General features: G+C 47.4%; 25 protein-coding genes and 2 pseudogenes. 26 read left to right on the plus strand and 1 reads right to left on the minus strand.

Annotated features, from left to right (window positions below):
- Positions 1–31 precede the first annotated feature (31 nt).
- From ACFQ4A_RS10110 to spoIIID, 25 genes and pseudogenes are all read left to right on the plus strand, one after another.
- A complete protein-coding gene (locus ACFQ4A_RS10110) occupies positions 32–400 on the plus strand; it encodes an ATP synthase subunit I (protein WP_382400169.1) in 369 nt (122 codons plus the stop codon).
- A gap of 24 nt (positions 401–424) precedes the next feature.
- Positions 425–1,147: a F0F1 ATP synthase subunit A gene (atpB, locus tag ACFQ4A_RS10115; protein WP_382400171.1), complete on the plus strand. Its 723-nt coding sequence runs from the start codon at positions 425–427 to the stop codon at positions 1,145–1,147.
- A gap of 100 nt (positions 1,148–1,247) precedes the next feature.
- The gene (gene atpE / locus ACFQ4A_RS10120) at positions 1,248–1,457 is read left to right on the plus strand and encodes a F0F1 ATP synthase subunit C (protein ID WP_135110686.1); all 210 of its coding nucleotides are present in this window, start codon (positions 1,248–1,250) and stop codon (positions 1,455–1,457) included.
- Between the two features lie 125 nt (positions 1,458–1,582).
- Entirely contained in the window at positions 1,583–2,107 is a 525-nt protein-coding gene (locus tag ACFQ4A_RS10125) for a F0F1 ATP synthase subunit B (RefSeq protein ID WP_382400173.1), read from the plus strand.
- Positions 2,104–2,643, plus strand: a complete 540-nt coding sequence (locus tag ACFQ4A_RS10130) for a F0F1 ATP synthase subunit delta (RefSeq protein WP_382400175.1) — start codon at positions 2,104–2,106, stop codon at positions 2,641–2,643. The genes ACFQ4A_RS10125 and ACFQ4A_RS10130 overlap by 4 nt, the downstream gene beginning before the upstream one ends.
- Positions 2,644–2,664: 21 nt before the next feature.
- A complete protein-coding gene (gene atpA, locus ACFQ4A_RS10135) occupies positions 2,665–4,176 on the plus strand; it encodes a F0F1 ATP synthase subunit alpha (RefSeq protein ID WP_382400177.1) in 1,512 nt (503 codons plus the stop codon).
- A gap of 99 nt (positions 4,177–4,275) precedes the next feature.
- Positions 4,276–5,139, plus strand: coding sequence for an ATP synthase F1 subunit gamma (gene atpG / locus ACFQ4A_RS10140; RefSeq protein WP_382400179.1), 864 nt, complete (start codon positions 4,276–4,278; stop codon positions 5,137–5,139).
- A gap of 38 nt (positions 5,140–5,177) precedes the next feature.
- Entirely contained in the window at positions 5,178–6,581 is a 1,404-nt protein-coding gene (gene atpD / locus ACFQ4A_RS10145) for a F0F1 ATP synthase subunit beta (RefSeq protein WP_382400181.1), read from the plus strand.
- 97 nt (positions 6,582–6,678) lie between these two features.
- A complete protein-coding gene (locus tag ACFQ4A_RS10150) occupies positions 6,679–7,074 on the plus strand; it encodes a F0F1 ATP synthase subunit epsilon (RefSeq protein WP_382400183.1) in 396 nt (131 codons plus the stop codon).
- Between the two features lie 740 nt (positions 7,075–7,814).
- Complete coding sequence (locus ACFQ4A_RS10155; protein ID WP_382400185.1) at positions 7,815–8,048, plus strand: DUF1146 family protein; 234 nt, start codon at positions 7,815–7,817, stop codon at positions 8,046–8,048.
- A 101-nt stretch (positions 8,049–8,149) separates the two neighbouring features.
- Positions 8,150–8,866, plus strand: a complete 717-nt coding sequence (locus tag ACFQ4A_RS10160) for a YwmB family TATA-box binding protein (protein WP_382400187.1) — start codon at positions 8,150–8,152, stop codon at positions 8,864–8,866.
- Between the two features lie 33 nt (positions 8,867–8,899).
- Positions 8,900–10,234: a UDP-N-acetylglucosamine 1-carboxyvinyltransferase gene (gene murA / locus ACFQ4A_RS10165; protein ID WP_382400189.1), complete on the plus strand. Its 1,335-nt coding sequence runs from the start codon at positions 8,900–8,902 to the stop codon at positions 10,232–10,234.
- A gap of 273 nt (positions 10,235–10,507) precedes the next feature.
- Positions 10,508–11,440 (plus strand): ABC transporter permease, encoded by a 933-nt coding sequence (locus ACFQ4A_RS10170; protein ID WP_382400191.1) that lies wholly within the window; start codon positions 10,508–10,510, stop codon positions 11,438–11,440.
- A gap of 1 nt (position 11,441) precedes the next feature.
- On the plus strand, positions 11,442–12,398 hold the full coding sequence (locus tag ACFQ4A_RS10175; protein WP_382400193.1) for an ABC transporter permease: 957 nt from the start codon (positions 11,442–11,444) through the stop codon (positions 12,396–12,398).
- A 9-nt stretch (positions 12,399–12,407) separates the two neighbouring features.
- Positions 12,408–13,415 carry an ABC transporter ATP-binding protein gene (locus tag ACFQ4A_RS10180; protein WP_382400195.1) on the plus strand — a complete coding sequence of 336 codons (1,008 nt, stop codon included), beginning with the start codon at positions 12,408–12,410 and terminating at the stop codon, positions 13,413–13,415.
- 20 nt (positions 13,416–13,435) lie between these two features.
- Positions 13,436–15,094, plus strand: a complete 1,659-nt coding sequence (locus ACFQ4A_RS10185) for a peptide ABC transporter substrate-binding protein (RefSeq protein WP_382400197.1) — start codon at positions 13,436–13,438, stop codon at positions 15,092–15,094.
- A 246-nt stretch (positions 15,095–15,340) separates the two neighbouring features.
- On the plus strand, positions 15,341–16,258 hold the full coding sequence (locus ACFQ4A_RS10190; RefSeq protein ID WP_382400199.1) for a S66 peptidase family protein: 918 nt from the start codon (positions 15,341–15,343) through the stop codon (positions 16,256–16,258).
- 131 nt (positions 16,259–16,389) lie between these two features.
- Positions 16,390–16,611, plus strand: a pseudogene (locus ACFQ4A_RS10195) (peptidase); the annotation flags it as partial.
- A gap of 69 nt (positions 16,612–16,680) precedes the next feature.
- Positions 16,681–17,253: pseudogene (locus ACFQ4A_RS10200) on the plus strand (C40 family peptidase); the annotation flags it as partial.
- On the plus strand, positions 17,250–18,272 hold the full coding sequence (locus ACFQ4A_RS10205; RefSeq protein ID WP_382400201.1) for an ABC transporter ATP-binding protein: 1,023 nt from the start codon (positions 17,250–17,252) through the stop codon (positions 18,270–18,272). The pseudogene ACFQ4A_RS10200 and the gene ACFQ4A_RS10205, both read left to right, overlap by 4 nt.
- A 217-nt stretch (positions 18,273–18,489) precedes the next feature.
- Positions 18,490–19,614: a stage II sporulation protein D gene (spoIID, locus tag ACFQ4A_RS10210; RefSeq protein WP_382400203.1), complete on the plus strand. Its 1,125-nt coding sequence runs from the start codon at positions 18,490–18,492 to the stop codon at positions 19,612–19,614.
- Positions 19,615–19,867: 253 nt separating this feature from the next.
- Entirely contained in the window at positions 19,868–20,785 is a 918-nt protein-coding gene (locus tag ACFQ4A_RS10215) for a peptidoglycan DD-metalloendopeptidase family protein (protein ID WP_382400205.1), read from the plus strand.
- 255 nt (positions 20,786–21,040) lie between these two features.
- Positions 21,041–22,090, plus strand: a complete 1,050-nt coding sequence (locus ACFQ4A_RS10220) for an AimR family lysis-lysogeny pheromone receptor (protein WP_382400207.1) — start codon at positions 21,041–21,043, stop codon at positions 22,088–22,090.
- A gap of 98 nt (positions 22,091–22,188) precedes the next feature.
- Complete coding sequence (locus ACFQ4A_RS10225; protein ID WP_382400209.1) at positions 22,189–22,431, plus strand: hypothetical protein; 243 nt, start codon at positions 22,189–22,191, stop codon at positions 22,429–22,431.
- A 436-nt stretch (positions 22,432–22,867) separates the two neighbouring features.
- The gene (spoIIID, locus tag ACFQ4A_RS10230; protein WP_382400211.1) at positions 22,868–23,155 is read left to right on the plus strand and encodes a sporulation transcriptional regulator SpoIIID; all 288 of its coding nucleotides are present in this window, start codon (positions 22,868–22,870) and stop codon (positions 23,153–23,155) included.
- 570 nt (positions 23,156–23,725) lie between these two features.
- Here spoIIID and ACFQ4A_RS10235 read toward each other — a convergent pair.
- Positions 23,726–24,769 carry a nuclease-related domain-containing protein gene (locus tag ACFQ4A_RS10235; protein WP_382400213.1) on the minus strand — a complete coding sequence of 348 codons (1,044 nt, stop codon included), beginning with the start codon at positions 24,767–24,769 and terminating at the stop codon, positions 23,726–23,728.
- 606 nt (positions 24,770–25,375) lie between these two features.
- Here ACFQ4A_RS10235 and mreB point away from each other — a divergent pair.
- Positions 25,376–26,377: a rod shape-determining protein gene (gene mreB, locus ACFQ4A_RS10240; protein ID WP_382400215.1), complete on the plus strand. Its 1,002-nt coding sequence runs from the start codon at positions 25,376–25,378 to the stop codon at positions 26,375–26,377.
- The last annotated feature ends 176 nt before the right edge of the window (positions 26,378–26,553 follow it).

Here is a 26,553-nt window from a genome sequence, read left to right on the forward strand (position 1 = left end):
ATGCGCGGATGTTTGGGAGAAGAGTCAAATCATGTCGAACTATCGAAGTATGGCCAACAGGCAACGCCAATGGATGTTTTACCTTCTCGCTCTATTCGTACTTGGCGCAGGTTTCACACCATACCAGCAAATTTTCCTCGGGCTTCTTTTAGGCGGTGCTGTAAGCTTCTACAATTTATGGCTGCTGCAGCGCAAAATTGACGCATTTGCAGAATCAGTGGAAAAACGTCAATCCGCAACCGGCCTCGGAACATTATCCAGAATGGCGGCAGCCGTTTTGGCCGTTCTAGTGGCACTTCAGTTTGAAGAATATTTCGACATGGTCTCTGTTTTAGTGGGATTAATGACATCCTATCTGGTCATTATGATAGATTTTTTTATGTCAAAATCTAAACAATAGTGCGTGGAAGAGGGGTGAAGCAAAGTGGATCATGAAGCACCAATCGTACATGATGTGTTTGGGATATCATGGCTCGATTTTAATTTGTCCAATGTCATGATGATAGCTATTTCATCACTTATCGTATTTGTCATTTGTGTCCTGGGCGCGAGAAAGCTGCAAATGAAGCCTACAGGTGCCCAGAATTTCATGGAGTGGGTCCTTGATTTTATCAAAGGGATGATCAGTGACACGATGGATTGGAAAACAGGGAAAGTGTTTCTGCCTTTAGGGCTTACACTCATCTCCTATATTCTAGTGAGCAACATGCTTGGTGTCATGACGTTGATGGTATTCGGGCATGAATTGTGGTGGAAATCACCAACAGCGGATGCCGGCGTCACCTTGACATTAGCGGCAATGGTTATTGTATTGAGCCATTATTACGGCATCAAAACACGCGGGGTCAAAGATTACGGAAAAGATTATTTACGCCCGTTCCCATTGTTTTTTCCGATCAAGGTTGTTGAAGAATTTGCGAATACCTTGACACTGGGTCTTCGTTTGTTTGGAAACCTTTATGCCGGTGAAGTGCTGTTAGGATTGTTGGCCGGCTTGACATCTGCATCGGTCTGGGGATTCCTCGGCGGGGCGTTACCAATGTTAGCATGGCAGGGATTTAGTGTGTTTATCGGTACCATCCAGGCATTCATTTTCACCATGCTGTCAATGGTTTATATCTCGCAAAAGGTATCAAGCGACCATTAGGCTTCACAAAAATTGTTAAGTAACCTGTTTCAGCAAAAGGTTGCTGAAACAGGAGATTACTAAAAAAACCAATATAATTAATTTGAGGAGGATTTATATTATGTCTGGAGCATTAGCAGCAGCAATAGCAGTAGGTTTGGCGGCATTAGGTGCCGGTGTCGGTAACGGTTTGATCGTAAGTCGTACGGTTGAAGGGATTGCCCGTCAGCCGGAATTGAGAGGTCAGCTGCAGACGACCATGTTTATTGGTGTCGGTCTGGTTGAGGCGATGCCGATCATCGCGGTTGTTATCGCACTCATCGTTATGTAATTGGATGCGTCATATCGATAATGGCGAAGCTGCTCTTCACAAAGGACCTTCGCCGTTGTCTGTACTTCCGGCCCAATCAATAGAAAGTTCGATATTCGATATGTAAAGCGAAAGGAGTGAATTCTGTGCAGGCATTCACTGGATCAACGATTTACGCTGCGATCGGCGGACTTCAAGTTGGCGATATGCTGACCCAGCTTTTCTTCTTTATTGTCTTAATTGTCTTAGTGCGTAAATTTGCATGGGGGCCGTTAATGGACGTCATGCAAAAACGTGAAGAACATGTGGCAGGTGAAATTGAAGCAGCTGAACAGAGCCGGGCCGAAGCTGAAAAGGCACAGGCGGAAGCAGCTGATCAATTGAAGCAGACAAAGCAGGAAGCGCAACAGATTATAGAAGATGCGCGAAGTGCCGGTACGAAACAGGAGCAGGATATTATTGATTCCGCCCGTCGTGAGGCAGAACGCATCAAAGAATCAGCGCAGGAAGAAATCGAAAGTGAAAAAGAAAAAGCGATTCAGACACTTCAGGACAAAGTCGCTTCCCTATCCGTACTCATTGCCAGCAAAGTGATTGAGAAAGAAATCAGTGCACAGGATCAAGAAGACCTGATTAATGAATACATTAAAGAGGCAGGAGAAGAGAAATGAGTCAAGTAGCAGCTAACCGCTATGCAGAAGCTCTCTTCCAGCTCGGCAATGAAAAGGGAACATTGGAGCAATTGGTTAAGGAGTCCGAGGTCCTGAAATCGATTTTTAATGAAAATGAACAGCTCGTGACATTTATGGAGCATCCGCGTATCAATCATGACAAAAAGATGCAGTTTCTTGGCGATGTGTTCCAAGGATTTTCAGATGATGTGCTTAAGACGCTCAAACTACTGGCGGAGCGCCATCGCATTGGCATCGTCCCGGCCATTTTGGACGCGTTTATTCATCTGGTAAATGAGGCCAAAGGGATCGCGGAAGCTAAAGTATATTCTGTCCGGAAACTGTCGGAAAGTGAGAAAGAACAGCTTGAAATTACGTTTGCCAAGCGCTTTAATAAGCAGGCCATCAAACTGGAAAGCATTGTCGACCCGTCGATTATCGGCGGACTGAAACTGCGGATCGGCAATACCATTTATGATGGGACGATTCAAGGCAAATTAAAACGGATCGAACGGCGTATTACAGCGGCAGACTAATGAAGATAGGGGTGAAATGGTATGAGCATTAAAGCTGAAGAAATCAGTTCGCTGATTAAAGAGCAAATCGAGAATTTTGACTCGGAAATTGAAGTCTCGGATGTCGGCACTGTTATTGAAGTCGGTGACGGGATTGCCCGCGCACACGGCCTTGATGATGCCATGGCCGGTGAGCTTCTCGAGTTCTCCAACGGTGTTATGGGAATGGCGCAAAACCTTGAAGAAGGAAACGTCGGTATTGTCATCCTTGGCCCGTTCTCAGATATTCATGAAGGCGATGAGGTTCGTCGTACAGGACGCGTTATGCAAGTACCTGTCGGGGAGGAATTGCTTGGACGTGTTGTCAATCCGCTGGGACAGCCGATTGATGGCAAAGGTACCGTGGAAACGACCAAAAACCGTCCAATTGAGTCCCCCGCGCCATCCATTATGGATCGGCAGGAAGTTAATGAGCCATTACAGACAGGTATTAAAGCGATTGATGCCCTTGTACCGATCGGTCGCGGACAGCGTGAATTGATCATCGGTGACCGTCAGACTGGTAAAACGACGATTGCAGTTGATACGATTCTGAACCAAAAAGATCAGGATATGATTTGTATTTATGTTGCCATCGGGCAGAAGGAATCGACCGTCAGAAGCACGGTTGAAACATTCCGTCGCTATGGCGCACTGGACAACACCATTGTCGTGTCTGCGGGTGCATCCGATCCAGCACCACTCTTATATCTGGCACCATATGCAGGTGTCTCCATGGGTGAGGAATACATGCATAACGGCAAGCATGTGCTTGTTGTGTATGATGACCTGACAAAACAGGCAGCGGCCTATCGTGAACTTTCCTTGTTACTGCGCCGCCCGCCAGGCCGTGAAGCCTTCCCCGGGGACGTTTTCTACTTGCATTCCCGCTTGCTTGAACGTGCGGCTAAACTGAATGACTCGAAAGGCGGCGGTTCACTGACAGCTCTGCCATTTGTCGAAACACAGGCAGGCGACATCGGTGCGTATATCCCAACAAACGTCATTTCCATCACCGACGGGCAAATCTTCCTGCAGTCAGACTTGTTCTTCTCAGGTGTACGCCCGGCGATCAACGCAGGTTTATCCGTATCCCGTGTCGGTGGTTCAGCACAGCTGAAAGCGATGAAGAAAGTTGCCGGGACATTGCGGCTTGATCTAGCATCGTTCCGTGAACTGGAATCATTCGCCCAGTTCGGCTCTGACCTGGATAAATCGACAAAAGCCAAACTTGACCGTGGTGCCCGGACAGTGGAAATTTTGAAGCAGGGATTGCATAAACCATTGGCTGTTGAAAAACAAGTCATGATTATTTATGCATTGACAAAAGGTCACCTTGATAATGTACCGGTCGACGATGTCACCCGCTTTGAAGCCGAGTTCCATGCATGGCTCGAGGACAACCGCAGCGAACTGCTATCCACCATCCGCGAAACCGGCAAACTAGCTGAGGATGAGGAAATGAAGGAAGCAGTAGAGTCGTTCAAGAAGACATTTTTGCCGACTGAACAATAAATGATCAGGCAGTAAAGAGAGTTTGGAAAAGAGGCTCCGGTTTTTATGCCAGCCTCTGTCTTCTAACCTCCAACCTCTGAAAGAAGGGTGGTGAAATGCTTGGCATCACTGAGAGATATCCAGAAACGGATTGATTCGACATCTAAAACAAAGCAGATTACGAAGGCAATGGAAATGGTTTCGGCTTCGAAAATGAGCAAGGCGGAAGAAAATGCCAAATCATTTGTTCCTTACAGTGAAAAAATTCAGGAAGTTGTCGCCAGCATTGCCAGCAGCAATATGGACGCCGCTCATCCAATGCTTGAGAAGCGCGATGTGAAACGGACCGGCTATTTTGTCATCACGTCCGATCGCGGTTTGGCAGGTGCGTATAACAGCGGTGTTTTGAAAAAGACTTATGAAACCATTCAAAAACGTCATCAATCCACGGATGAGTACACCATTATTGTTGTCGGCCGTGTTGGCTATGAATTTTTCCAAAAACGAGGAATGCCGATTGCCAAAAGCATTCTCGGAATGGCGGATCAGCCGAACTTTAATGATATAAAAGAACTCGCATCTGAAACGGTTCAGATGTTTATTGATGGGGAAATTGACGAACTGACCATGTATTATAACCACTATGTCAGTGCCATTTCCCAGGTCGTCACAGCAAAACCGTTATTGCCGCTGACGGACATTGAGGAAAAGGCAAGTGCCAGCACGAGTCAGTACGAGTATGAACCCGATCAGGAGCAGATTCTTAAAGTGCTCCTGCCCCAATATGCGGAGAGCCTCATTTACGGTGCACTGCTGGACGGCAAAGCAAGTGAGCATGCTGCACGTATGACAGCTATGCGCAATGCTACCGACAATGCGAACGAGATGATTGATGATTTGACATTATCGTATAACCGTGCACGCCAGGCAGCGATCACACAGGAGATCAACGAGATCATCGGCGGTGTGGCTGCACTGGAATAGGCACCCGAACGTTTGATAGTTGGATAGGAGGGAAATCGATGAGCAAAGGACACATTACACAAGTCATGGGACCTGTTGTCGACGTCAAATTCGACGAAGGCAAGCTCCCGGATATTAATAATGCATTAGTTGTCCGTTTCAAAGATGACGTTTTAGATATTGATCTGACACTTGAAGTCGCGCTTCATCTTGGCGATAGTGCCGTTCGTACAGTTGCGATGGATTCAACAGATGGCCTGAAGCGCAACATGCCTGTTGAGGATACAGGCGGACCGATTTCAGTACCGGTTGGTGATGCGACACTTGGCCGTGTCTTCAACGTCCTTGGTGACCACATTGACCTTGATGAACCGGTACCCGAAGACACCAGACGGGACCCGATTCATCGCCAGCCGCCTGAATTTGAAAACTTGACAACCGATACGGAAATTCTGGAAACAGGGATCAAAGTTGTTGACCTGCTGGCACCCTATACAAAAGGTGGTAAAATCGGCCTATTCGGTGGTGCCGGTGTTGGTAAAACCGTCCTGATCCAAGAATTAATCAACAACGTGGCACAGGAACACGGCGGTATTTCCGTGTTTGCCGGTGTTGGTGAGCGTACCCGTGAAGGAAACGACCTTTACTATGAAATGAAAGATTCCGGTGTTATTTCCAAAACAGCCATGGTGTTCGGTCAAATGAACGAACCGCCTGGCGCTCGTATGCGTGTTGCCCTAACCGGCTTGACAATGGCTGAATACTTCCGTGATGAAGAAGGCCAGGATGTGCTGTTATTTATCGATAACATTTTCCGTTTTACCCAGGCTGGTATGGAGGTTTCCGCATTGCTTGGCCGTATGCCATCAGCCGTTGGTTATCAGCCGACATTGGCAACGGAAATGGGACAACTGCAGGAACGTATCACCACAACGGATAAAGGCTCGGTCACATCGATTCAGGCGATTTACGTGCCTGCCGACGACTATACAGACCCGGCACCGGCCACGACATTCGCCCACTTGGATGCGACAACGAACCTGGACCGTGGATTATCCGAGCAGGGGATTTATCCAGCAGTGGATCCGTTGGCGTCCACATCACGAGCCCTTGACCCAGAAGTTGTTGGTGAAGACCATTACGATGTAGCACGTGAAGTGCAGCAAACGCTGCAAAAGTATAAAGAGCTGCAGGATATCATCGCCATTCTTGGTATGGATGAGCTGTCTGACGAGGATAAATTGACCGTTTCCCGCGCACGTCGCATTCAATTTTTCCTGTCACAGAACTTCCACGTAGCTGAACAATTTACCGGACAACCTGGCTCGTATGTACCGGTAACCGAAACGGTCAAAGGCTTCAGAGAAATCCTGGACGGTAAATATGATGATCTGCCGGAAGATGCATTCCGTCTGGTCGGACGTATCGAGGAAGTCGTTGAAAACGCAAAAAACATGGCATAATAACAGAGATGTAATGCTGGATAAAAGGGCAGCGATGCTTTCTAATGGCTTCTGTCATTTTCATCCAGTCATTCACCTGTCTTGAGGAGGGGTTACATTGCAAACACTGACAGTGAGTGTTGTTACTCCTGATGGTCCAGTATTGGAAGACAGCTATGAAATGATCAGCTGCAAAGCAGAAAACGGCGAACTCGGTATTTTGCCGGGTCATATTCCGATGGTTGCGCCCTTAACAATCAGTTCCGTACGTTTGAAGGATGAAAACGATACGACGCATCTGGCTGTTAATGGCGGATTTTTGGAGGTACGACCGGAGAAAGTCACCATTCTGGCCCAATCGGCGGAAAATCCGGCAGACATCGATGTCAAACGGGCAGAAGAAGCAAAACAGCGCGCCGAACGTCGTCTCCAGTCCAAACAGGATGACACTGACTTCCAACGGGCAGAATTAGCACTCAAACGCGCAATGAACCGATTAGATATCGCACGATAAAGCGAAACTTCAATCAGTGGGTGGTTTTTCCCACTGATTGTTAGTTGAGCCGAATCGGACATTTAGGGACAGTTATCCGCCGTTTTCTGGCGGGTTACTGTCCATTAGATGCGGGGTGAACAAAAATCTCTTGTAACAAATTGTTGTTATGAGAGATTTTTTCTGTTTGTCTTTGCTCTAAAAAATTGCTGCTTTTCCCATATTATCGCGTGAAATACAGTCTTACCATCGGCGGAGGTAAAAAACCTTACAAAAAGACGAGCCGTTTCGACTTGAACCAATAGAAGAGCGGAAATATCAACAGAAGAGCGAAGGAATCAACAGAAGAGCGAAAGTATCAACAGAAGATCGAAGGAATCAACAGAAGATCGAAAGTATCAACAGAAGGGCGAAGGAATCAACAGAAGAGCGGAAGAATCAACAGAAGATCGAAGGAATCAACAGAAGATCGAAGGAATCAACAGAAGAGCGAAAATATCAACAGAAGAATAGGATCATCAGCAGAAGTTGTGAAATATCTGTTGATAATACAAAAATATCAACAGGATCGGTGAAACATCGGCGGAAGACATAAACTTCTGTCGATATTTCCCGGGCAATAATAATAATGTCGTAAACAGAAACCGACGATTAGCGACCAATTCATTGACAACAGACATGAACCATGGCAAAGTGACATATAGCATCAAGCGTTAAAGCTTAGCGCTAATAAGTGAAATTGACATACAAGGTGTGGAATTATGTTTTCATCAATCGGCTTAACAGCCATCGTAAGTATGGTATCGCATTTAATCTTTATTTATATTACCTGGCGGGTCATGACGACCATCAATTTTGATCCGCTAATCAGAAAAGGCCGCGAAACGGAAGCGCGCGTGCTGATTGTCTTCATTACGATTTTTATCGGTACGGGTGTCAGCCGTTTTTTTCTCGAGTTTATTCAATGGTCACAGGATCTTATGTATCTGTTTTGAGCGCTCCTCGCAAAATCATCTTGTCTATTTAACATGAATACCGTATGGAACACATCCCTTCTGATCATACTATTAATATAGTAAACTAGGAGGGATTTTTTATGCGCAAGTCAGCACTTATATTAACGATTTGTTTCATAATGGTGATAAATTCTGGCGTTGCTGCCGAACAGGCAGATGAGCTAACGGATTTGGCAGCTGTCGTGATGGACAACGACTTATCCGTGGACAGCTGGCAGGTTACCATCAAAGAGGAAATGGACGCGGACACAATCAGCCGTATGTTGGACAAAATTCAGGCTGAAACTGGTTATAAGGTCACTGGTACGGAAGATGAAAACGCCGTAAAATATTTCATTGAGGACACCCAGAAAAAATCAGGCATCACCGAAACTTATAATGTTGTGATTCCAAAAAATCCGCTGCAAGATGCGCAACTGATTGCGGTTCTGGAAGGGGAAGATTGGGACAGTGCCATCGCAGACGTCTATTTTACTAGATTGGAAACGATACAATCGACATATTTCACAAACAAGTCGACAAAATTTGCTTGTCTAACGACGAACGTTGATGATAAAATAGATAATGCTTATTTTTTTAGTCAACTGAAAGAATCGCTGCATTTAAAACATATTGACATGCAAACCGATAATGTGAAAAATTCAACGGTTAAAAAAATCGTTTACGGGTATACACCACTGTGGGAACAAGAGATAACGATGAAGAAGCCGATGAACTTGCAGATGGTGGTCCAAAACAGTACCCATGACGGCAAGCGTATAACGATAGGCACACCTATCCTGATTACTGAATACTAATATAGTGAAATTGGATTATAAGGGGAATAGAATATGGAAAAAATCATCGTAAAAGGCGGGAAACGGCTGAATGGCTCCGTCAAGGTGGAGGGGGCCAAAAACGCGGTGCTGCCGGTTATAACGGCCAGTATGCTGGCAAGTGAAGGCGAAAGTGTTATTACTGATGTTCCCGTACTGGCAGATGTGTATACGATCAATGAAGTATTACGCAATATGAATGCGAATGTACAATTTGACAACAATACAGTTTACGTCGATACGTCCAATCAATTACTGACAGAAGCTCCCTTTGAATATGTCCGAAAAATGCGCGCGTCTGTACTAGTGCTTGGACCGTTATTGGCGCGTTACGGCCATGCCAAAGTTGCAATGCCGGGCGGATGTGCGATTGGTTCGCGGCCGATTGATTTGCACCTGAAAGGCTTCGAAGCGATGGGAGCTCATGTCCACGTTGGTAATGGCTACGTGGAATTGGAGGCTGAGGGCCGTCTGCACGGTGCAAAAATTTACCTTGATATGCCGAGTGTCGGGGCGACCGAAAACATTATGATGGCGGCCGCACTGGCAGAAGGCAAAACAATCATCGAAAATTGTGCCAAAGAACCCGAAATTGTTGATCTGGCAAACTTCCTGAATAAAATGGGTGGTAAAGTGGTCGGGGCAGGTACAGAGACAATCCGTATCGAAGGCGTCGAAAAAATGTATGGAGCAAAACATACCATCATACCCGATCGCGTTGAAGCAGGTACTTTCATGGTCGCCAGTGCCATTACAGGCGGCAATATCCTGATCGAAAATGTCGAAAGTGAGCATTTCCGTTCGGTCATTTCCAAACTGGAAGAAATGGGCGTCACCATTTTTGATGAGGATGAAGGCGTTCGGGTCATGGGACCTGACAAACTGCTCGCAACCGATATTAAAACATTGCCACATCCAGGATTTCCAACTGATATGCAATCGCAAATGATGGCGCTAATGCTGAATGCTTATGGCACGAGTGTGATTACCGAGACTGTATTTGAGAACCGGTTTATGCATGTGGAAGAATTCCGGCGTATGAATGCGAAAATGAAAATTGAAGGCCGCAGTGTGATTATTGAAGGACCCGGGGAGCTGCAGGGTGCTGAAGTGGCCGCAACTGATTTGCGTGCAGCGGCCGCACTCATTTTGGCAGGGTTACGCGCAGATGGGTATACCCGTGTTACGGAATTAAAGCATCTTGACCGCGGTTATGTGGATTTTGCTGGCAAACTGGCTGGATTGGGTGCTGACATTGAACGTGTGGATGAAAATGGAGATCAGGTCAACCCGTTCGCCCATGTAACTAAGCAACCGGCAGATGATGACATTATGGCGGAACTCTCTTAATCATAACAGAATGGTACAGTTTAAAAAAACAGATGGCCCGGCATCTGTTTTTTTACTGCACTATTATACTTAAATGGCATTTTATGCTGCAAATGGCACTTTGCATTTTTTCTTAAATATGGTAGAATTTTATAAAACAAAAAAGATTCCGAAAACGGTATTTATAATCGGAACAATTATTAAATTAACGTGTTTTTGGTGTAATCGATGATGACATATCATATCTTTTGTAAACGGTTTCAATAGCTATAAACTCGACAGGGATGTGACAGGATGCTGCATTATATTTTAAAACGGTTTGCCATTATGCTCGTGACGCTTTGGATTATCGTGACGCTGACGTTCGTTCTCATGATTACGCTGCCGGGATCACCGCTTAATGAGGAGCGGACAACGAATGAGACGGTTCAGGCGAATCTCGAGCAGCACTATAATCTCGATGAGCCTTATTACATACAGTATTTCCTTTATATCAAATCCATTGTGACCTTTGATTTCGGGCCATCAATCAAACAGCCGACGGAAACGGTCAATGATCTGCTGGGGCGCGGGTTTCCGATATCCTTTGAATTGGGGATTGCGACCATTAGCGTTGCGGTCATTTCCGGGATTATTCTCGGGGTTTTTGCCGCTTTGAAACATAACGGCATGATTGATTATATGGCGATGACCATTGCCGTTCTGGGGATATCGATTCCAAACTTTGTATTGGCCACATTACTTATTCAAACGCTTGCTGTTTACTGGGGAATTCTGCCTGCTGCCACGTGGTCAAGTCCGCTGCATATGATCATGCCGACCATCGCGCTGGCAACCGGTCCCATGGCAATCATTGCCCGGTTGACACGGTCGACGATGCTGGAAGTGCTGACACAGGATTATATTAAAATGGCTCGTGCCAAAGGATTGAAACCGTGGAAAGTGATTATCAGGCATGCCTTGAAAAATGCGCTGATGCCGGTGGTGACGATCATGGGGACATTACTTGCCGGCATTCTGACAGGTACATTTGTCATTGAACAGATTTTTGGCATCCCTGGCATGGGAAAATATTTTGTTGAAAGTATCAACCAGCGGGATTATCCGGTGATTATGGGAACAACCGTTTTCTACAGTGCTTTCCTGATTATCATGCTGTTTTTGGTCGATGTGGCTTACGGGTTCCTCGATCCGCGCATTAAACTGCACAAACAGGGAGGCGAATAAGATGAGCGCAGGCGATAACAGCAAAACCATTCATGCCCCTGCCGGTATCCCGGATGATTGGTTCAAATGGAAAGATAAAGATCTCGAAGCGGCCGAAACCGTCTCGCGTCCGTCGCTTTCTTACTGGAAAGATGCATGGAAACGCCTCCGGAAAAATAAACTGGCAATGGCAGGCCTCGTTTTTCTGATTTTATTGGGGATTTTGGCAGTCATCGGACCGATGGTGTCACCGTATTCTGTCGTGGATCAAAACCGTCCGAATCAGTTTTTACCGCCATCTGCCGACCACTGGTTCGGTACGGATTCACTCGGACGTGATGTGTTCACCCGGACATGGTATGGGGCACGGATTTCCCTGTTTGTCGGGTTAATGGCGGCGCTGATCGATTTTTTTGTCGGGGTCGTCTACGGTGGCCTTTCCGGCTATAAAGGCGGACGCACTGACAGTATCATGATGCGGATTATCGAAATTCTTTATGGGCTGCCGTATTTATTGGTCGTTATTTTACTTCTTGTTGTCATGGGACCAAGTCTGGCGACGATAATCATTGCCTTGTCAGTCACCGGGTGGGTCGGGATGGCCCGAATCGTCAGAGGCCAGGTACTGCAAATCAAGAATTTCGAATTTGTGCTTGCCTCAAAGTCTTTTGGCACGAAAACACCGCGCATCATCCGGAAAAATCTGCTACCAAACACGATGGGGCCGATCATTGTGCAGATGACCCTCACCGTGCCCAATGCAATTTTTGCGGAAGCATTTCTGAGTTTTCTCGGTTTGGGAATCCAATCGCCGTATGCCAGTTGGGGTGTCATGGCCAATGATGCCCTGGGCGCGATTTTATCCGGCAATTGGTGGACATTATTTTTCCCGGCATTTTTCATTTCGTTTACGATGTTTGCCTTTAACGTATTGGGTGACGGGCTTCAGGATGCCCTTGACCCAAGGCTGAAAGAGTAGGTGGGACAGATGGACAAAATTCTCGAAGTCAGTGACCTGCATGTTACATTCTCAACATATGGCGGAGCCGTTAAAGCAGTACGCGGTGTCAGCTTTGATTTACATAAAGGGGAAACCCTGGCGATTGTCGGTGAATCCGGTTGTGGTAAAAGTGTGACGTCGAACGCGATTATGCAGCTGATTCCCGATCCGCCGGGGAAAATTACCAACGGAACGATTACCTTTAAAGGAAAAACGCTCACCCACGTGTCCGAAAAAGACATGCGATCAATCCGCGGCGTTGATATTTCGATGATTTTTCAGGATCCGATGACCGCATTGAACCCGACGTTAACGATTGGCACTCAGCTGACGGAAGGTATGATGGAACACAACCACACGTCAAGTGCCGATGCGAAGGCGAAAGCGCTGGAGATGATGCACCTTGTCGGAATACCGAATCCGGACGAACGGTTCAAACAATACCCGCATCAATTCAGCGGGGGGATGCGGCAGCGGATTGTGATTGCCATTGCGTTGATTTGTGAACCGGAACTGCTGATTGCTGACGAACCGACCACAGCTCTTGATGTAACGATACAGGCGCAGATTTTGGAGCTGTTTGAACGCATTCAGCAACAGACCGGCGTGTCGATTATTTTAATCACCCATGACCTTGGCGTTGTCGCAAAAATAGCTGACCGCATTGTCGTCATGTATGCCGGCAAAATTATCGAGGAAGGCACACGGAAGGAGATTTTTTACGAGCCGCAGCACCCGTATACAAAAGGATTGCTGAAGTCCGTGCCAAGACTTGATATCAAAGGGGAAAAACTGATCCCGATTGACGGGACACCACCTGATTTATTCTCACCTCCACAAGGATGTCCGTTCACAGCGCGGTGTCCCATGGCCATGGAGGTGTGTGATAAAGTTTACCCGTTCCCATCAGAACGAAGCGATACACATAAAGTGGATTGCTGGCTCCAGGATGAGCGGGCTAAACAGCTACTGGCTCATGCAGCCGATAAATCATAACAAAGGGGGCAAAGAAGCGTATGAAGAAAAACAGTTTGTTGTTACTTCTGTTCACGGCGTTCATTCTGGTGCTGGCGGCATGTACAACGTCAACCGGAAATGACGGTGATGAACAAGAAGACTCAGGTGCCGATTCTGATGCAGAGGCAGCAGAAGAAAACGATGACAGCGGGGAAAAAGTACTTTACATGAACAATGGGGAAGAGCCGACATCACTGAATCCGCCGATCGGCTTTGATTCCGTGTCTTGGAACGTGCTGAATAACCTGATGGAAGGCTTGACGCGTCTGGGGCAGGATGATACGCCACAACCGGCGATAGCGGAGGACTGGGATATTTCCGATGACGAGAAAACATATACCTTCAATCTCCGTGACGATGCCAACTGGTCAAATGGCGATCCGGTAACAGCTGAGGACTTTGTTTATGCATGGCGGCAGCTTCTTGATCCGGAAACAGGCTCGTCAGCCGCATTTCTCGGCTATTTTATTGAAGGCGGAGAAGCTTATAACGCCGGTGATGGATCAGCAGAGGATGTGGCAGTGGAAGCTGTTGATGACAAGACATTCGAGGTGACGCTGGAAGCACCAACCGGTTTCTTCCTGCACGTCCTGACTAACCCGGCATTCTTCCCGGTCAACAAAGATGTTGCCGAGGAAAACCCGGAATGGTATTCAGAGGCCGATTCATTTGTTGCCAACGGGCCATTTAAACTTGAGTCATGGACACATGATCAGGAAATGGTGATGGCGAAAAACGATGCGTATTGGGATCAGGATACGGTCAATCTTGATCAGGTGCACTGGGCAATGGTAAATGATGTCAATACTGAATATCAAATGTTTGAAAGCGATGAATTGGACGTCACTGAAATTCCATCTGATTTGGCTGATCAGCTGATCGATGGTGACAATGTGGTCATTGAAGATCAGGCAGGCGTTTATTTTTACCGGTTTAACGTAACGGAAGAACCATTCCAGAACGAAAAAATCCGGAAAGCCTTTGCGCTGTCGGTGAACCAGGAGGATATTGTTGATTATGTCACCAAAAACAAAGAAGAGGCAGCCAAAGCATTTGTGTCACCAGGTTTCACCAACCCGTCCGGTGAGGATTACCGGGATGTAAACGATGATTTAGTAAACTTTGACCCGGAGCAGGCAGAAAAGCTGCTGGAAGAGGGCATGGAAGAGGAAGGCTATGATGAACTGCCGGATGTGACACTGACGTATAACACGAGTGACGATCATAAAGCGATTGCGGAGACGCTGCAAAATATGTTCAGTGAAAATCTTGGGGTCGACGTGGAATTGGCCAATACCGAATGGAACGTTTTCCTGGACGATCAAAAGGCATTGAACCTGCAATTTTCCAGAAGCTCGTTCATCTTTGATTACGGTGATCCGGTCAACTTCCTGGAAAGCTTCATCACGGATTCGTCAATGAACCGCACAGGCTGGTCAAATGACGAATACGATGAGCTGATCGCCCAGGCCAAGCAGGAAACAGATGAGGAAAAACGCTGGGAGCAGATGTCTGAAGCGGAAAAGCTGCTGGCAGAAGAAATGCCGATCTTTCCAATCCATTATTATAACCAGGTGTATATTTACAAAGATGACGTCCAGGACATTGTACGCCACCCAGTCGGTTATCTGGAGCTGAAGTGGGCGGATAAAGACTAACGTGTGGGTGAATTCGGCAGCTGCCAAAACGCTTCCGGTTAAGAAGCGCACAAGCACATCGCGAGAGCAACGTCACATCGCGTGGGGCAGCACCAAACCGAGCAGGAGCGGCACTAACCTGTGCGATCCAAACGCGTGGTAATCTGACATGTGGGAGGAACGGCCCATAACGGCCGCTCCTTCTATCACTTTTATATAGGACGATACCGAACGATTAACCAAAACATGAAAAAGGATAGGATCCGCATGAAACCGCAACGTTTAGCGAAAGGTGATACAATCGGCATCATGGCACCGGCAAGCCCCGCAGACCCCGATCAGCTGCAGCGAGCCGTCCCATTTTTTGAACAGATGGGACTGCGTGTCAAATTTGGCCCAACGACCTGTCTTGCGTATGGTTATCTGGCCGGGACGGATGCAGAGCGGCTGACGGCCTTTCATCACATGATAACGGATGATGACATCAAGGCGATTATCTTTGCCCGCGGCGGTTACGGCACACCACGGATTGCTGACAGAATTGATTATCATCTCATTAGAAAGTATCCGAAAATTTTATGGGGCTACAGTGATATCACCTATTTACATACAGCCATTCGCCAGCAGACCGGGCTGACGACATTTCATGGCCCGATGCCCGTCTCGGATATCGTCAAAAAAAATTTTGATCCGTTGTCTGCTAATATGTTCCGGCAGTTGTTCGATCCTGTCAGATTACACTACACCGAAGCCATCTCACCGCTGGATGTCATCGTTCCAGGAGAAGCTGCAGGTGAACTTGTCGGCGGCAATCTGTCACTTTTGGTCAGCACACTCGGGACACCCTATGAAATTGAAATGAACGGAAAAATGCTGCTGCTGGAAGAAATCGGGGAAGAGCCGTATCGTGTGGATGGCATGCTCAATCAGCTGAAACAGGCAGGCAAATTGCAAACAGCAGCCGGGATTATCATTGGCGACTTTGCCGAAGCTGATCCGCTGGAAGGAAAACCGTCCTTGTCATTGGACCAGGTCCTGCATGATTATTTGGCCGATCTCACTTGTCCCGTTATGGCCGGATTTAAAATCGGCCATTGTTTTCCGCACTTTGCCGTGCCATTAGGGTCAAAAGCCGTGCTGACAACGAAAGACAAGGCATTGACGGTTGAACCGGGCGTCATGTGAACGGCTTGTTAACCGAACATAAGGGGGGAAAACTTATGACTGAACAAACGTTTGATCAACATGCCGGCGCGTTATGGGTAACCGCGGTACAGGTCGCGACAGTATGGACATCACCAGCATCGCCAAGAGAGATGGATCAGCCAGGTGTCACCAACCCCACAGATATCGATGAATGGCTCAGCCAGCTCACATTTGCAGCAACAGTCGCCCTGTCCGATGAAAATCGCATCCAGACACAGACCCTTTTCGGCGAAGCGGTCATCATCACCGAAACGCAGGATGACTGGGCCCACGTCGTCGTCCCCACGCAGCCTTCCGTAAAGGATGAACGCGGTTACCCCGGTTGGATGCCGCTGAATCAACTCAAAAAAGTGACCAGGCAGGACTGGCAACGCAAACAGTCAGCTGCTGTCACGGCACCCCATACCTGGTTGGAAACGGAACAAGGCTACCCCACGATGAAACTCAGCTATATGACGATTTTGCCGGTCCACAAAGAACAGGACGATCGTATTCAAGTGGTGACACCACATGGCCGCGGCTATTTGCCGAAAAATGCTGTCACGGTTTTTCCGTCAAACCAGGGACTCGAACAAAAGCCGGGCAGCCACCTGCTGGAATCAGGCGAGAGCTATCTGGGACTGAATTATTTCTGGGGCGGGATGAGCTCGTTCGGTTATGACTGCTCCGGTTTCGCTTACGCACTGCATAAAGCGAACGGTTACCAGATACCAAGGGATGCCGGCGACCAGGCCAAATCAGGGAAATCTGTCTCATACGATGCGCTCCAGCCGGGTGATTTAATTTTTTTCGCCTATGAGAAAGGAAAAGGGCGACTGCACCATGTCGGATTTTACGATGGTGACGGGAAGATGCTGCACTCACCGCAAACGGGCAGAGGGATTGAACGGATTGAGCTAAAAGGAACCTTGTATGAACAAGAGCTATGTGCTGCCAGACGCTATTGGCAGCAGGAAGAGGAGCCATCATTATGACCTCGAACATTTTAGACGTAAGCAAGCTGCGCAAGCATTTTAATATGGGAAAAGGCCAAATGCTCCAGGCGGTCAATGACGTGACATTCCAAATCAAAAAAGGCGAGACATTTGGCCTCGTCGGCGAATCAGGCTGTGGCAAGACAACGGTCGGCCGCACTATCATGGGACTTTATGATAAAACGGCAGGCCATGTGCTTTACGAGGGCCAAAATGTGCACGAACTTGATAGCAGGGAAACGTTTCAATTTTACCGGAAGATGCAAATGATTTTTCAGGATCCCTATGCATCACTCAACCCACGGTCAACGGTCAAAGAAGTCATCGCTGAGCCGATGGAGGTGCACAGTCTATTCACCAATAAACAGGACCAGCTCGACCGGGTGATTCAGCTGCTTGAGGAAGTCGGGCTGAACCGTGATCACGCCAACCGGTACCCGCATGAGTTCAGCGGTGGACAGCGGCAGCGGATTGGGATCGCCCGTGCCCTAGCGCTTGATCCGGACTTCATCATTGCCGATGAGCCGATTTCTGCCTTGGATGTGTCGGTTCAAGCGCAGGTCATAAATCTATTAGAACGTCTGCAGCAGGCAAAAGGGTTGACCTTTTTATTCATCGCGCACGACTTATCGATGGTTAAACAATTTTCCGACCGGATCGGTGTCATGTATCTTGGCCATATGATCGAGCTGACATCAAGCGATTCGCTCTATGACAATCCGCTTCATCCGTACACTCAGGCATTGCTGTCCGCTATCCCGATTCCCGATCCGGACATTGAAGATACGCGGGAGCGGGTTATTCTGGAAGGGGAACTGCCAAGTCCAATCAACCCGCCGAGCGGCTGTGTGTTCCGAACAAGGTGTCCGTTCGCGATGGCTGTTTGTGCCGCGAAAGAACCCGAATGGCGTGAGGTTGAACAAGACCACTATGTCGCCTGTCATTTATATAATGAAACACACGATCAGCCCGCCCATCCAGCCATTACTATCCAAAAAAAGCCTGTGCAGTCATCATGATTGCCCAGGCTTTTCAATTGGGTATCTATTAAACGCTGGAAAACGCCCGCTCCTATGTCGATCTTCCGGTCACGAATACCTGCCATACGAGCCTTCCGGTGAATAATCGCAATTCCAGGTTCTATTGTTTTGCCGAACTGTATAAATTTAATAGTAGGCATGCTAGAAGTTGTACCAGACATCAAATTATCCCAATCTTAGATGAAGGAGGCCATTCATGAAAAAAAACAAAATCATCTCGGAAATACGGAAAAAGAACAAACAACGGAAAAGTCAATCGGTTCAGCTGCTGCAAAAAAATAAAAAACCGATTCGTCTGAATAAGTCCCTGTCCTCCTGGAAAGCTTCAACTGCTTTATTCCTGTCGAGTTTAATCGCGGTGATCCTGGTCGTTCCTACACTAATCGTCGTGCCATTTATGTCTGATACAGACGAGCAGAAAGCGGCCGTTGAACAAGTTGCCGAGGATGTGGAAATCGCTATGGGAGATTCCTCATTTGCGGTTGAAGTGATGCGGGCCAGTTCCGACGAGGTGGAGAAGGTACCGCTGGAGACATACGTGTCCCGGGTGGTCGCGTCCGAGGCACCGGCCGAATTTGAGCCGGAAGCCTTGAAAGCACAGGCGCTGGCGGCCAGAACATTTATTGTCAACCGGCTGCTTCACCAAGAGGACGCCGATCAGCCGGACGTCACGGACACGACAAGTGATCAGGTTTACCATAATGAAGAGGAACTGCGAAAATCGATGGGAAGCGAGTATGAGCAAGAAATGCGTAAAATTAATCAGGCGGTGAACGAAACAAGCGGGGAAATTTTAACGTATCAGGATACGCCGATCACAGCTGCCTTTTTCTCCACCAGTAACGGCTACACGGAAAACTCGGAGGATTATTGGGAAGAAGAAGTCCCTTATTTGCGCAGTGTTGAAAGCCCATGGGATAAGGATACACAGAAATTTATGGATCAAAAAATTTTCACGGTGGGTGAAGTGGAAGATCAGCTTGACACCGATCTCCCATCGATTGACGAACTGTCCATGGAAATCAGCCGGACGGAAGGCAATCGTGTCAACCAGCTAACGTTGGGTGACGCATCTTATTCGGGAAGGGATATTCGCGAGGAACTAGGCTTGCGGTCAAGTGACTTTTCCATTGAGAAAAAGAACGATCATCTAATATTTACGACGAAAGGATATGGGCATGGCATCGGCATGAGTCAGTTCGGCGCAAACGGCATGGCAGCAGAAGGCAAGTCATATGAAGACATCGTTCAGCATTACTACAAGGATGTGGAAATCAGCACCGTATCGGACACAGCGCCGACACTGGCAGCCAAAGAATGATAGAAGCACCCGCTTGGGCGGGGGACATGTCCGGGAAGCTTATCTCCCGGGCATTTTTATGTTGCGTTTCTCGAAAATGTCCGCCTGCAGCGACTAAGAAGCTTAGGATGATAGTAATACGTCCCCTCAACAATCAAATTAATCTCTTAATTTACCCGACATTCTGGAAAAAATGCATAAAACGAGGAATTTTTTTGGATTAAATGTATAGTTTTCCATTTTTCTGATCAGAATGGTTGTTGAGGTGATGACAATGAATGAGGAAAACAACGGAACTCCAAAAAACAAGTGGAGTCGCATTTTCCGCAAGAAGTGGTTTTTTCCAGCCGTGTATTTGACGATTGCTGCTCTTCTCCTGTCGCTGGTCGTATGGTATCAGAACCTTGGCAACCAGATTGATGAGACCCAAGAAGAGGAAAATACAGAAGAGTATACACCAGTTGAACATGATGAAGACGCACAACCTGTCATGGATCAGCAGGAAATCATTCAAATGCCTGTTGAAAACATGGATGAAGCAGAAATCGTAACTAAATACTATGATTACAACGCCGACCAAGAAGATCAGGAGAATGCCATTGTCGTGTTTAACGAACGCTATTACCAAAGCACAGGTATCGACGTGGCAGCTGCTGACGGTGAAGGATTTGATGTGTTGGCATCATTGAGTGGAACGGTTACGGAAGTGAAAGAAGATCCGCTTCTAGGTAACGTCGTGACGCTGACACATGAGAATGATGTCACAACCCATTACGCGAGTCTTGGCGATGTTCAGGTTTCTGCTGATGAGTCAATTGAACAGGGTGATGTCGTTGGAACGGCTGGCGAAAATCTGTTCGGAAAAGACAACGGAACCCATTTGCATTTTGAAATCAAACAAGACGGACAGGACGTCAATCCGGAAAGCTATTTCAATCAGCCGTTAAGTGAGCTGGATGAAGCGGTGGCTGAGGATGAAGAATCCGGTAACGAAAATGCGGAGTCGGAAGGAACTGAAGAAGATGCCGAATCCGATGAAGCAGAAGTAGGTCCGCCACTTGATATGCCGGAAGAAGGCGATCCGGCATCAGACCGCGATGCAGACGACGCAGACGATGCAGACGACGCAATGGACGAGGAAGAAGCACCGGATAACGAGAACGAAACCGAAGACCCTGATGCTGAAGAATAAAGACACGTCTTTTCAGCATAATCGGGATAAACAATGGACGCAAGCGACCCTGGTTTGGCTTTACTGACCGGGGTCGTTTTTTTGTTTCCGAAACAGTTGTGTTTGCTGAAATTTGTCGAAGAATTACCCTTTATTTTGACGAATTTTGTGGTAATATAGAGATGTATCCAATTATTTTACAGAATCTTTAGTCAGTTAGTCATAATGTCATGGGTCGATTGGCCTGCTAACAGGAGTGATAAGGGAGATGTTTTCATGCCAAATTCCAAGGCAAGCCGGATGTCTGATTCAATCATAACCTTGTCCAATCATAATCAGCTGACAATGGAACAAATCCTGTTAATGTGGCGTCAGGAGCATGAGGAAGAAACGGTCCAGCAGCTGGTGCGTCAATATTGCCTGGAAACAACTTCGGATGATATTCGCAAAAAAGGTATGGAATTTTTATATATGAATGGTTTTTACGATGATTTGCAGCAGCTGATTGATAAAAATAAATCGCTGAGCAATCCCTCGAATCAAAAATGGGCAGAGGTCTATCAATTGACGCTGGACCGCAAGCAAAAACGGTACCGGGATGAAGAGATTCTGCGGCGTATCAAGACAATGAAAACGGAAGAACCTGAGCTGGAATGCCTGCTCGAATTTATTAAAGTTACCATTTATTACGGGCGGTTTGCATATGGCGAATTAGGTAACATCCTGGAAAAACAGCAGCAGTTATTCGACCAAATAAGGGATGGTTATCTGCTGAAATTTTTCCGTGATCGTTTATATCATAATTTATTCGTTTATTATCTCGTCCGTAACGAAGTGATTATGGCGCGCAAATATGCGTTCCGGGTTTTGACGCGGATTGCCAATCCGAAAACGAAAATCAGTCTGCACATCAATCTCGCGTTATCGTATTTGTTTGATACATATGACCAGGGCATGTACCATCTGACCGAAGCACGGAAAATCGCTAGGAATGAGGACATGCCACATATTGTGAACATCATAGAGCAACATAATATACCATTTTTATCAGCTCATTTTAAAAAAGTAGATGGTGTGACATCGACCGACAAAAGTGAGCAGGCCCATATTGAGATAGCGAAAGGGAACTATGCCCGGGCAGAGGCTATTTTGCAGGAGATCGAGATTAACAGCCCGTTTAAACTGTATTATCTGGGCATGGCCAAACAGGATAAACGTATTCTGCTTCAATCATACAGCTATTTTATTGAAAAACGCAGTGACTACTTCTTCAGCCGACTGCCACTTAGCGCCGTTCAACGGATGGGTGGATCAGGAACACCCTGATCCGCATGGCGGGTCCATTTGTCCCGCCCTGAAACGTGTTTGATAGAAAAATAGGGTAAGGCTTTCAATCATTAATGAAATGGAAAGGAGTTAATTAAATGAAAAAAATGATCGTTTTGTTAGGTGTTGTAGCAACCGTACTGGTGGGAACATTGACGTTTGATGCAGCTGACATGGCTGGTGAACAGCTGTCGATTATTCAAAATGACCCGGTGATGGGCGACCTGGATCACAAGCCTGTAATGGGCGAACCGGCGAATGATCCGATTATGGGTGATCTGGATTCTGATCCGGTGATGGGCGACCTTGATTCCGATCCAGTCATGGGCGATCTGGATTAATCACAGGCAGGGGAAACCTGTCAATAGAAAAACCAACAAGCTGTCTATTGGATTTTAAGCACTGCCAAAAGCCTGAACCCTATTTTTCTTTTTTCTATATATTATGCGTACCACAGAAAATACTTCTTGTCCACTGCCCCGAAAGATGCAATTTTAATCATAATCCTCTCCAGTCGTTAATAAACTGATACAAACCAAGCATTCAGAATAGTCTGAGGTGAGAGCTTGTGTAGCTTTCCATCCAGCCATCAAAATCTTTCCTTTGATACATACAAACTTCATCTGTGAAAGGAGTCTATTCTCATTTAATACCGTGATCGCAATACAGCTAGAGCTGCACAGAAAGACATGTTCAGAGAATAAGTGAACAGCTTACATTGTATCACCTTGTCTCAAACCACACCTCGGAAATATCCAACTTAGGGAGGCGAACGGTGTGCACGATTACATCAAAGAAAGGACAATCAGGATAGGGAAATATGTCGTGGAGACGAGGAAAACTGTCCGGTTGATCGCGAAAGAATTTGGTGTCTCAAAAAGCACAGTCCACAAAGATTTAACAGAACGCTTACCGGTAATCAATCCCGAACTCTATAACCAGGTTAAAGATGTACTCAACTACCACAAATCAATCCGCCATCTCCGCGGTGGAGAAGCAACCCGGAATAAATACCGGGATAGCACCAGCCCGGAAGACGACCCCACCTTCAAACCAGTCGGATAATCGTTTTCCCGTGACTGACGAGCATCAAAGGAGGTGGTTCAACCGCACCAGCCCAACCCGGTTCACAGGAGGTGCAGTCGATTGCCAAAAACCCGACCCCCGCGAGGCCGGGTTTTTTGGCGTGCTGAAGCGAATCACGTATCAGTTAAAGCACGCGGCACATCGACCGGAGCGGGCGCACATCAACCGGAGCGGGCGCACATCGACCGGAGCGGGCGCACATCGACCGGAGCGAGCGCAACATCAACCGGAGCGGGCGCACATCGACCGGAGCGGGCGCAACATCAACCGGAGCGCGGCACATTGACCGGAGCGGGCGGAACATCAACCGGAGAGCGCGGCACATTGACCGGAGCGGGCGCACATCGACCGGAGCGGGCGCACATCAACCGGAGCACGCGGCACATCGACGGGAGCGGGCGGCACATCGACCGGAGCGCGGCACATCGACGGGAGAGCGCGGAACATCAACCGGAGCGGGCGCAACATCAACCGGAGAGCGCGGAACATCGACCGGAGTGGGCGGCACATCGACCGGAGTGCGCGTACATCGTCTCGACAGAATACCCTTCAGTCCAGACTTTGCTTTGCAAAATGATTTTTAAACGTAACCGGAATCGTGGAACTTTGCGGAAAGTCATTTATTAAAGGTGAATGGTATATCCTCGCACTATTGTTACCAGATCTGGAAAGGTTCATCGAATTGATTAAGAGATAGGCTGTCCTTGGCGAATCAACCTGTAACAACTCGCGGCATTGCCTATTTGTGAGCGTGATGTCATGAAGAAGAAAGTGATCCAGAATAGTACGTTCATGGGCCCTGGTACTGACAGCGGAGCAGTTAGGGCATTGCCACTTTTTATATAAACGTTTCATCGGATATTGGTGACATCTTTGGCATGGAACACCGTTTATTAAATGCTGCGGGCCTATATTGTGCTGCCGCAAAAGGTCGGTGCGCAGTGGTGTGTCTCCATCCAGCAAGGCCTGGCACAACTTTTTCAAGCTGGTCGTTGTGAGTTTATCTCTGGTATGGCGGCTATCCAGCCTATCCAGATGCTGATGCAGGCTTTCGTTATGAATGATTTTTTTATAAACATCAGGATCTTCTCTGACATTTTCGATGATGGTTGAGGGATAAGCGACGACAACAAGGGTTTCAATCGGGATATTGAAAATGCCATGCCGTGCCAGCCATCCCAGCAAGTGTCCCCTTTGTGCCTCGGCCTGCAGGATCGGATCTTTTAACGATTTCTCCGTTCCATCGACTATTTGTGTCAGCTGCCTCTGTTCTGAATCATAGTTGAATGTTCCTTTTTGATTCTTAATCTCGAGAATGTATATTACACTTTTTGTCAGGATAAGCGTATCGATTTGAAAGAAAAATGGAGAGTTTTTCAGCCGGATGCCTTGAAAAATGAAGAAATCTTTATGCGGGTAGGTGGAAAGCTTGTAGTCAACATTTCTCTCGCCGTCGTAACCTGCCTTTTCCCGTTTGTATTCTGGAACGATAGCCTCATGTTGCCGGTACTGTTCCAAAATACGCCTAAACAACGCTTCGTAGGCCAGCAGCTCATGGGACTTTTTTCGGTGCTTTATGGTTGTTGGGAACAAAAGAAACCACTCCTTTTTGTGTAATATTTTTTATTCAGAATTACAATTCGACATATTCTTGCAAACTCCTGCCTAAGTATCATAATTTTTACAAAATACTTCTGATACTGAAACATAGCGTGGACATCAACCGGAGCGAGCGCAACATCAACCGGAGCGGGCGCAACATCAACCGGAGAGCGCGGAACATCAACCGGAGCGCACGGAACATCGACCGGAGCGGGCGCACATCAACCGGAGCGGGCGCACATCACCCGGAGAGCGCGGAACATCAACCGGAGAGCGCGGAACATCAACCGGAGCGGGCGCACATCAACCGGAGAGCACGCAACATCAACCGGAGAGCGCAGAACATCGACCGGAGCGGGCGCAACATCAACCGGAGAGCGCAGAACATCGACCGGAGCGGGCGCAACATCAACCGGAGCACCCGCAACATCGACCGGCGCGCGAGCCTCTACTTACGCTGCACAGTGTGTTTTTTTTCAAATCTTTTTTTCGGAAATCGCAGTTATATGTTGTATTTTGTGGTAAAATATAATATTAGTAGTAGTGTGTTTACATACGGATACGAGAAAGTAATTGATAGCAGGGAGGATCTAATGAATGTTTTCAAGAGACATCGGGATCGACCTTGGGACGGCCAATGTGTTGATTCATGTGAAAGGAAAGGGAATCGTCCTGAATGAACCGTCAGTTGTAGCGATGGACCGTAATACCGGCCGTGTGCTGGAGGTCGGGGAAGAGGCGCGTCGCATGGTTGGACGGACACCAGGCAATATTGAAGCGATTCGCCCATTGAAAGATGGCGTGATTGCCGATTTTGACGTGACGGAAGCGATGCTGCGGCATTTTATTGATAAAATCAATGTCAAAGGATTCTTCTCCAAACCGAAGATGCTGATTTGTTGTCCGACTAATATTACGAAAGTCGAGCAGAAGGCGATTAAAGAAGCGGCTGAGAAATCGGGCGGCAAAAAAGTATACCTGGAAGAGGAACCAAAAGTGGCAGCAGTCGGTGCCGGGATGGAGATTTACCAGCCGAGCGGGAATATGGTCGTGGACATCGGCGGCGGCACAACCGATGTGGCGGTTCTGTCCATGGGCAATATCGTGACGGCTGAATCGGTGAAAATGGCCGGGGATAAATTCGATGTGGAGATTCTCCAATATATCAAAAAAGAATATAAAATGTTGATCGGTGAGCGGACAGCCGAAGATATCAAGGTTAACGTCGCGACCGTCTGGAAAGATTCGCGTCATGAACAGATGGACATTCGCGGACGTGATATGGTGAGCGGTCTGCCAAGGACGATTACGGTTTATTCAGAAGAGGTCGAAAAAGCCCTGCGCGAACCGGCTGCCATGATCGTCCAGGCAGCCAAACAGGTGCTGGAAAAAACACCGCCTGAATTATCGGCCGACATCATTGACCGCGGTGTGATCCTGACCGGTGGTGGTGCGATGGTGCACGGCATTGACCAATTGCTTGCCGAAGAATTGAAAGTACCTGTCCTCCTGGCTGAAGACCCGATGGATTGCGTTGCCAAAGGGACAGGCATCATGCTGGAGAACATCGATAAAATTGAGCGAAAAAAAATCGTCTGATTCTGTTTGCATGTCATCATTTTTCCAATGAGCAAAATGTGCTTATTTTTAAAAGTGCGTGTTCAAAACCCCCATGTCTTGTCAGACACCGCAATAAATGAAAATGGGGGTTAGCGGTTTAATTGTAAAGAATCCTGTACATTATGTTAATGCAGGTCAGAGGTCGCCTCTTTTTT

Source organism: Lentibacillus salinarum (genome assembly GCF_042679865.1).
In the GTDB taxonomy this organism is placed as follows: Bacteria; Bacillota; Bacilli; order Bacillales; family Amphibacillaceae; genus Lentibacillus; species Lentibacillus salinarum.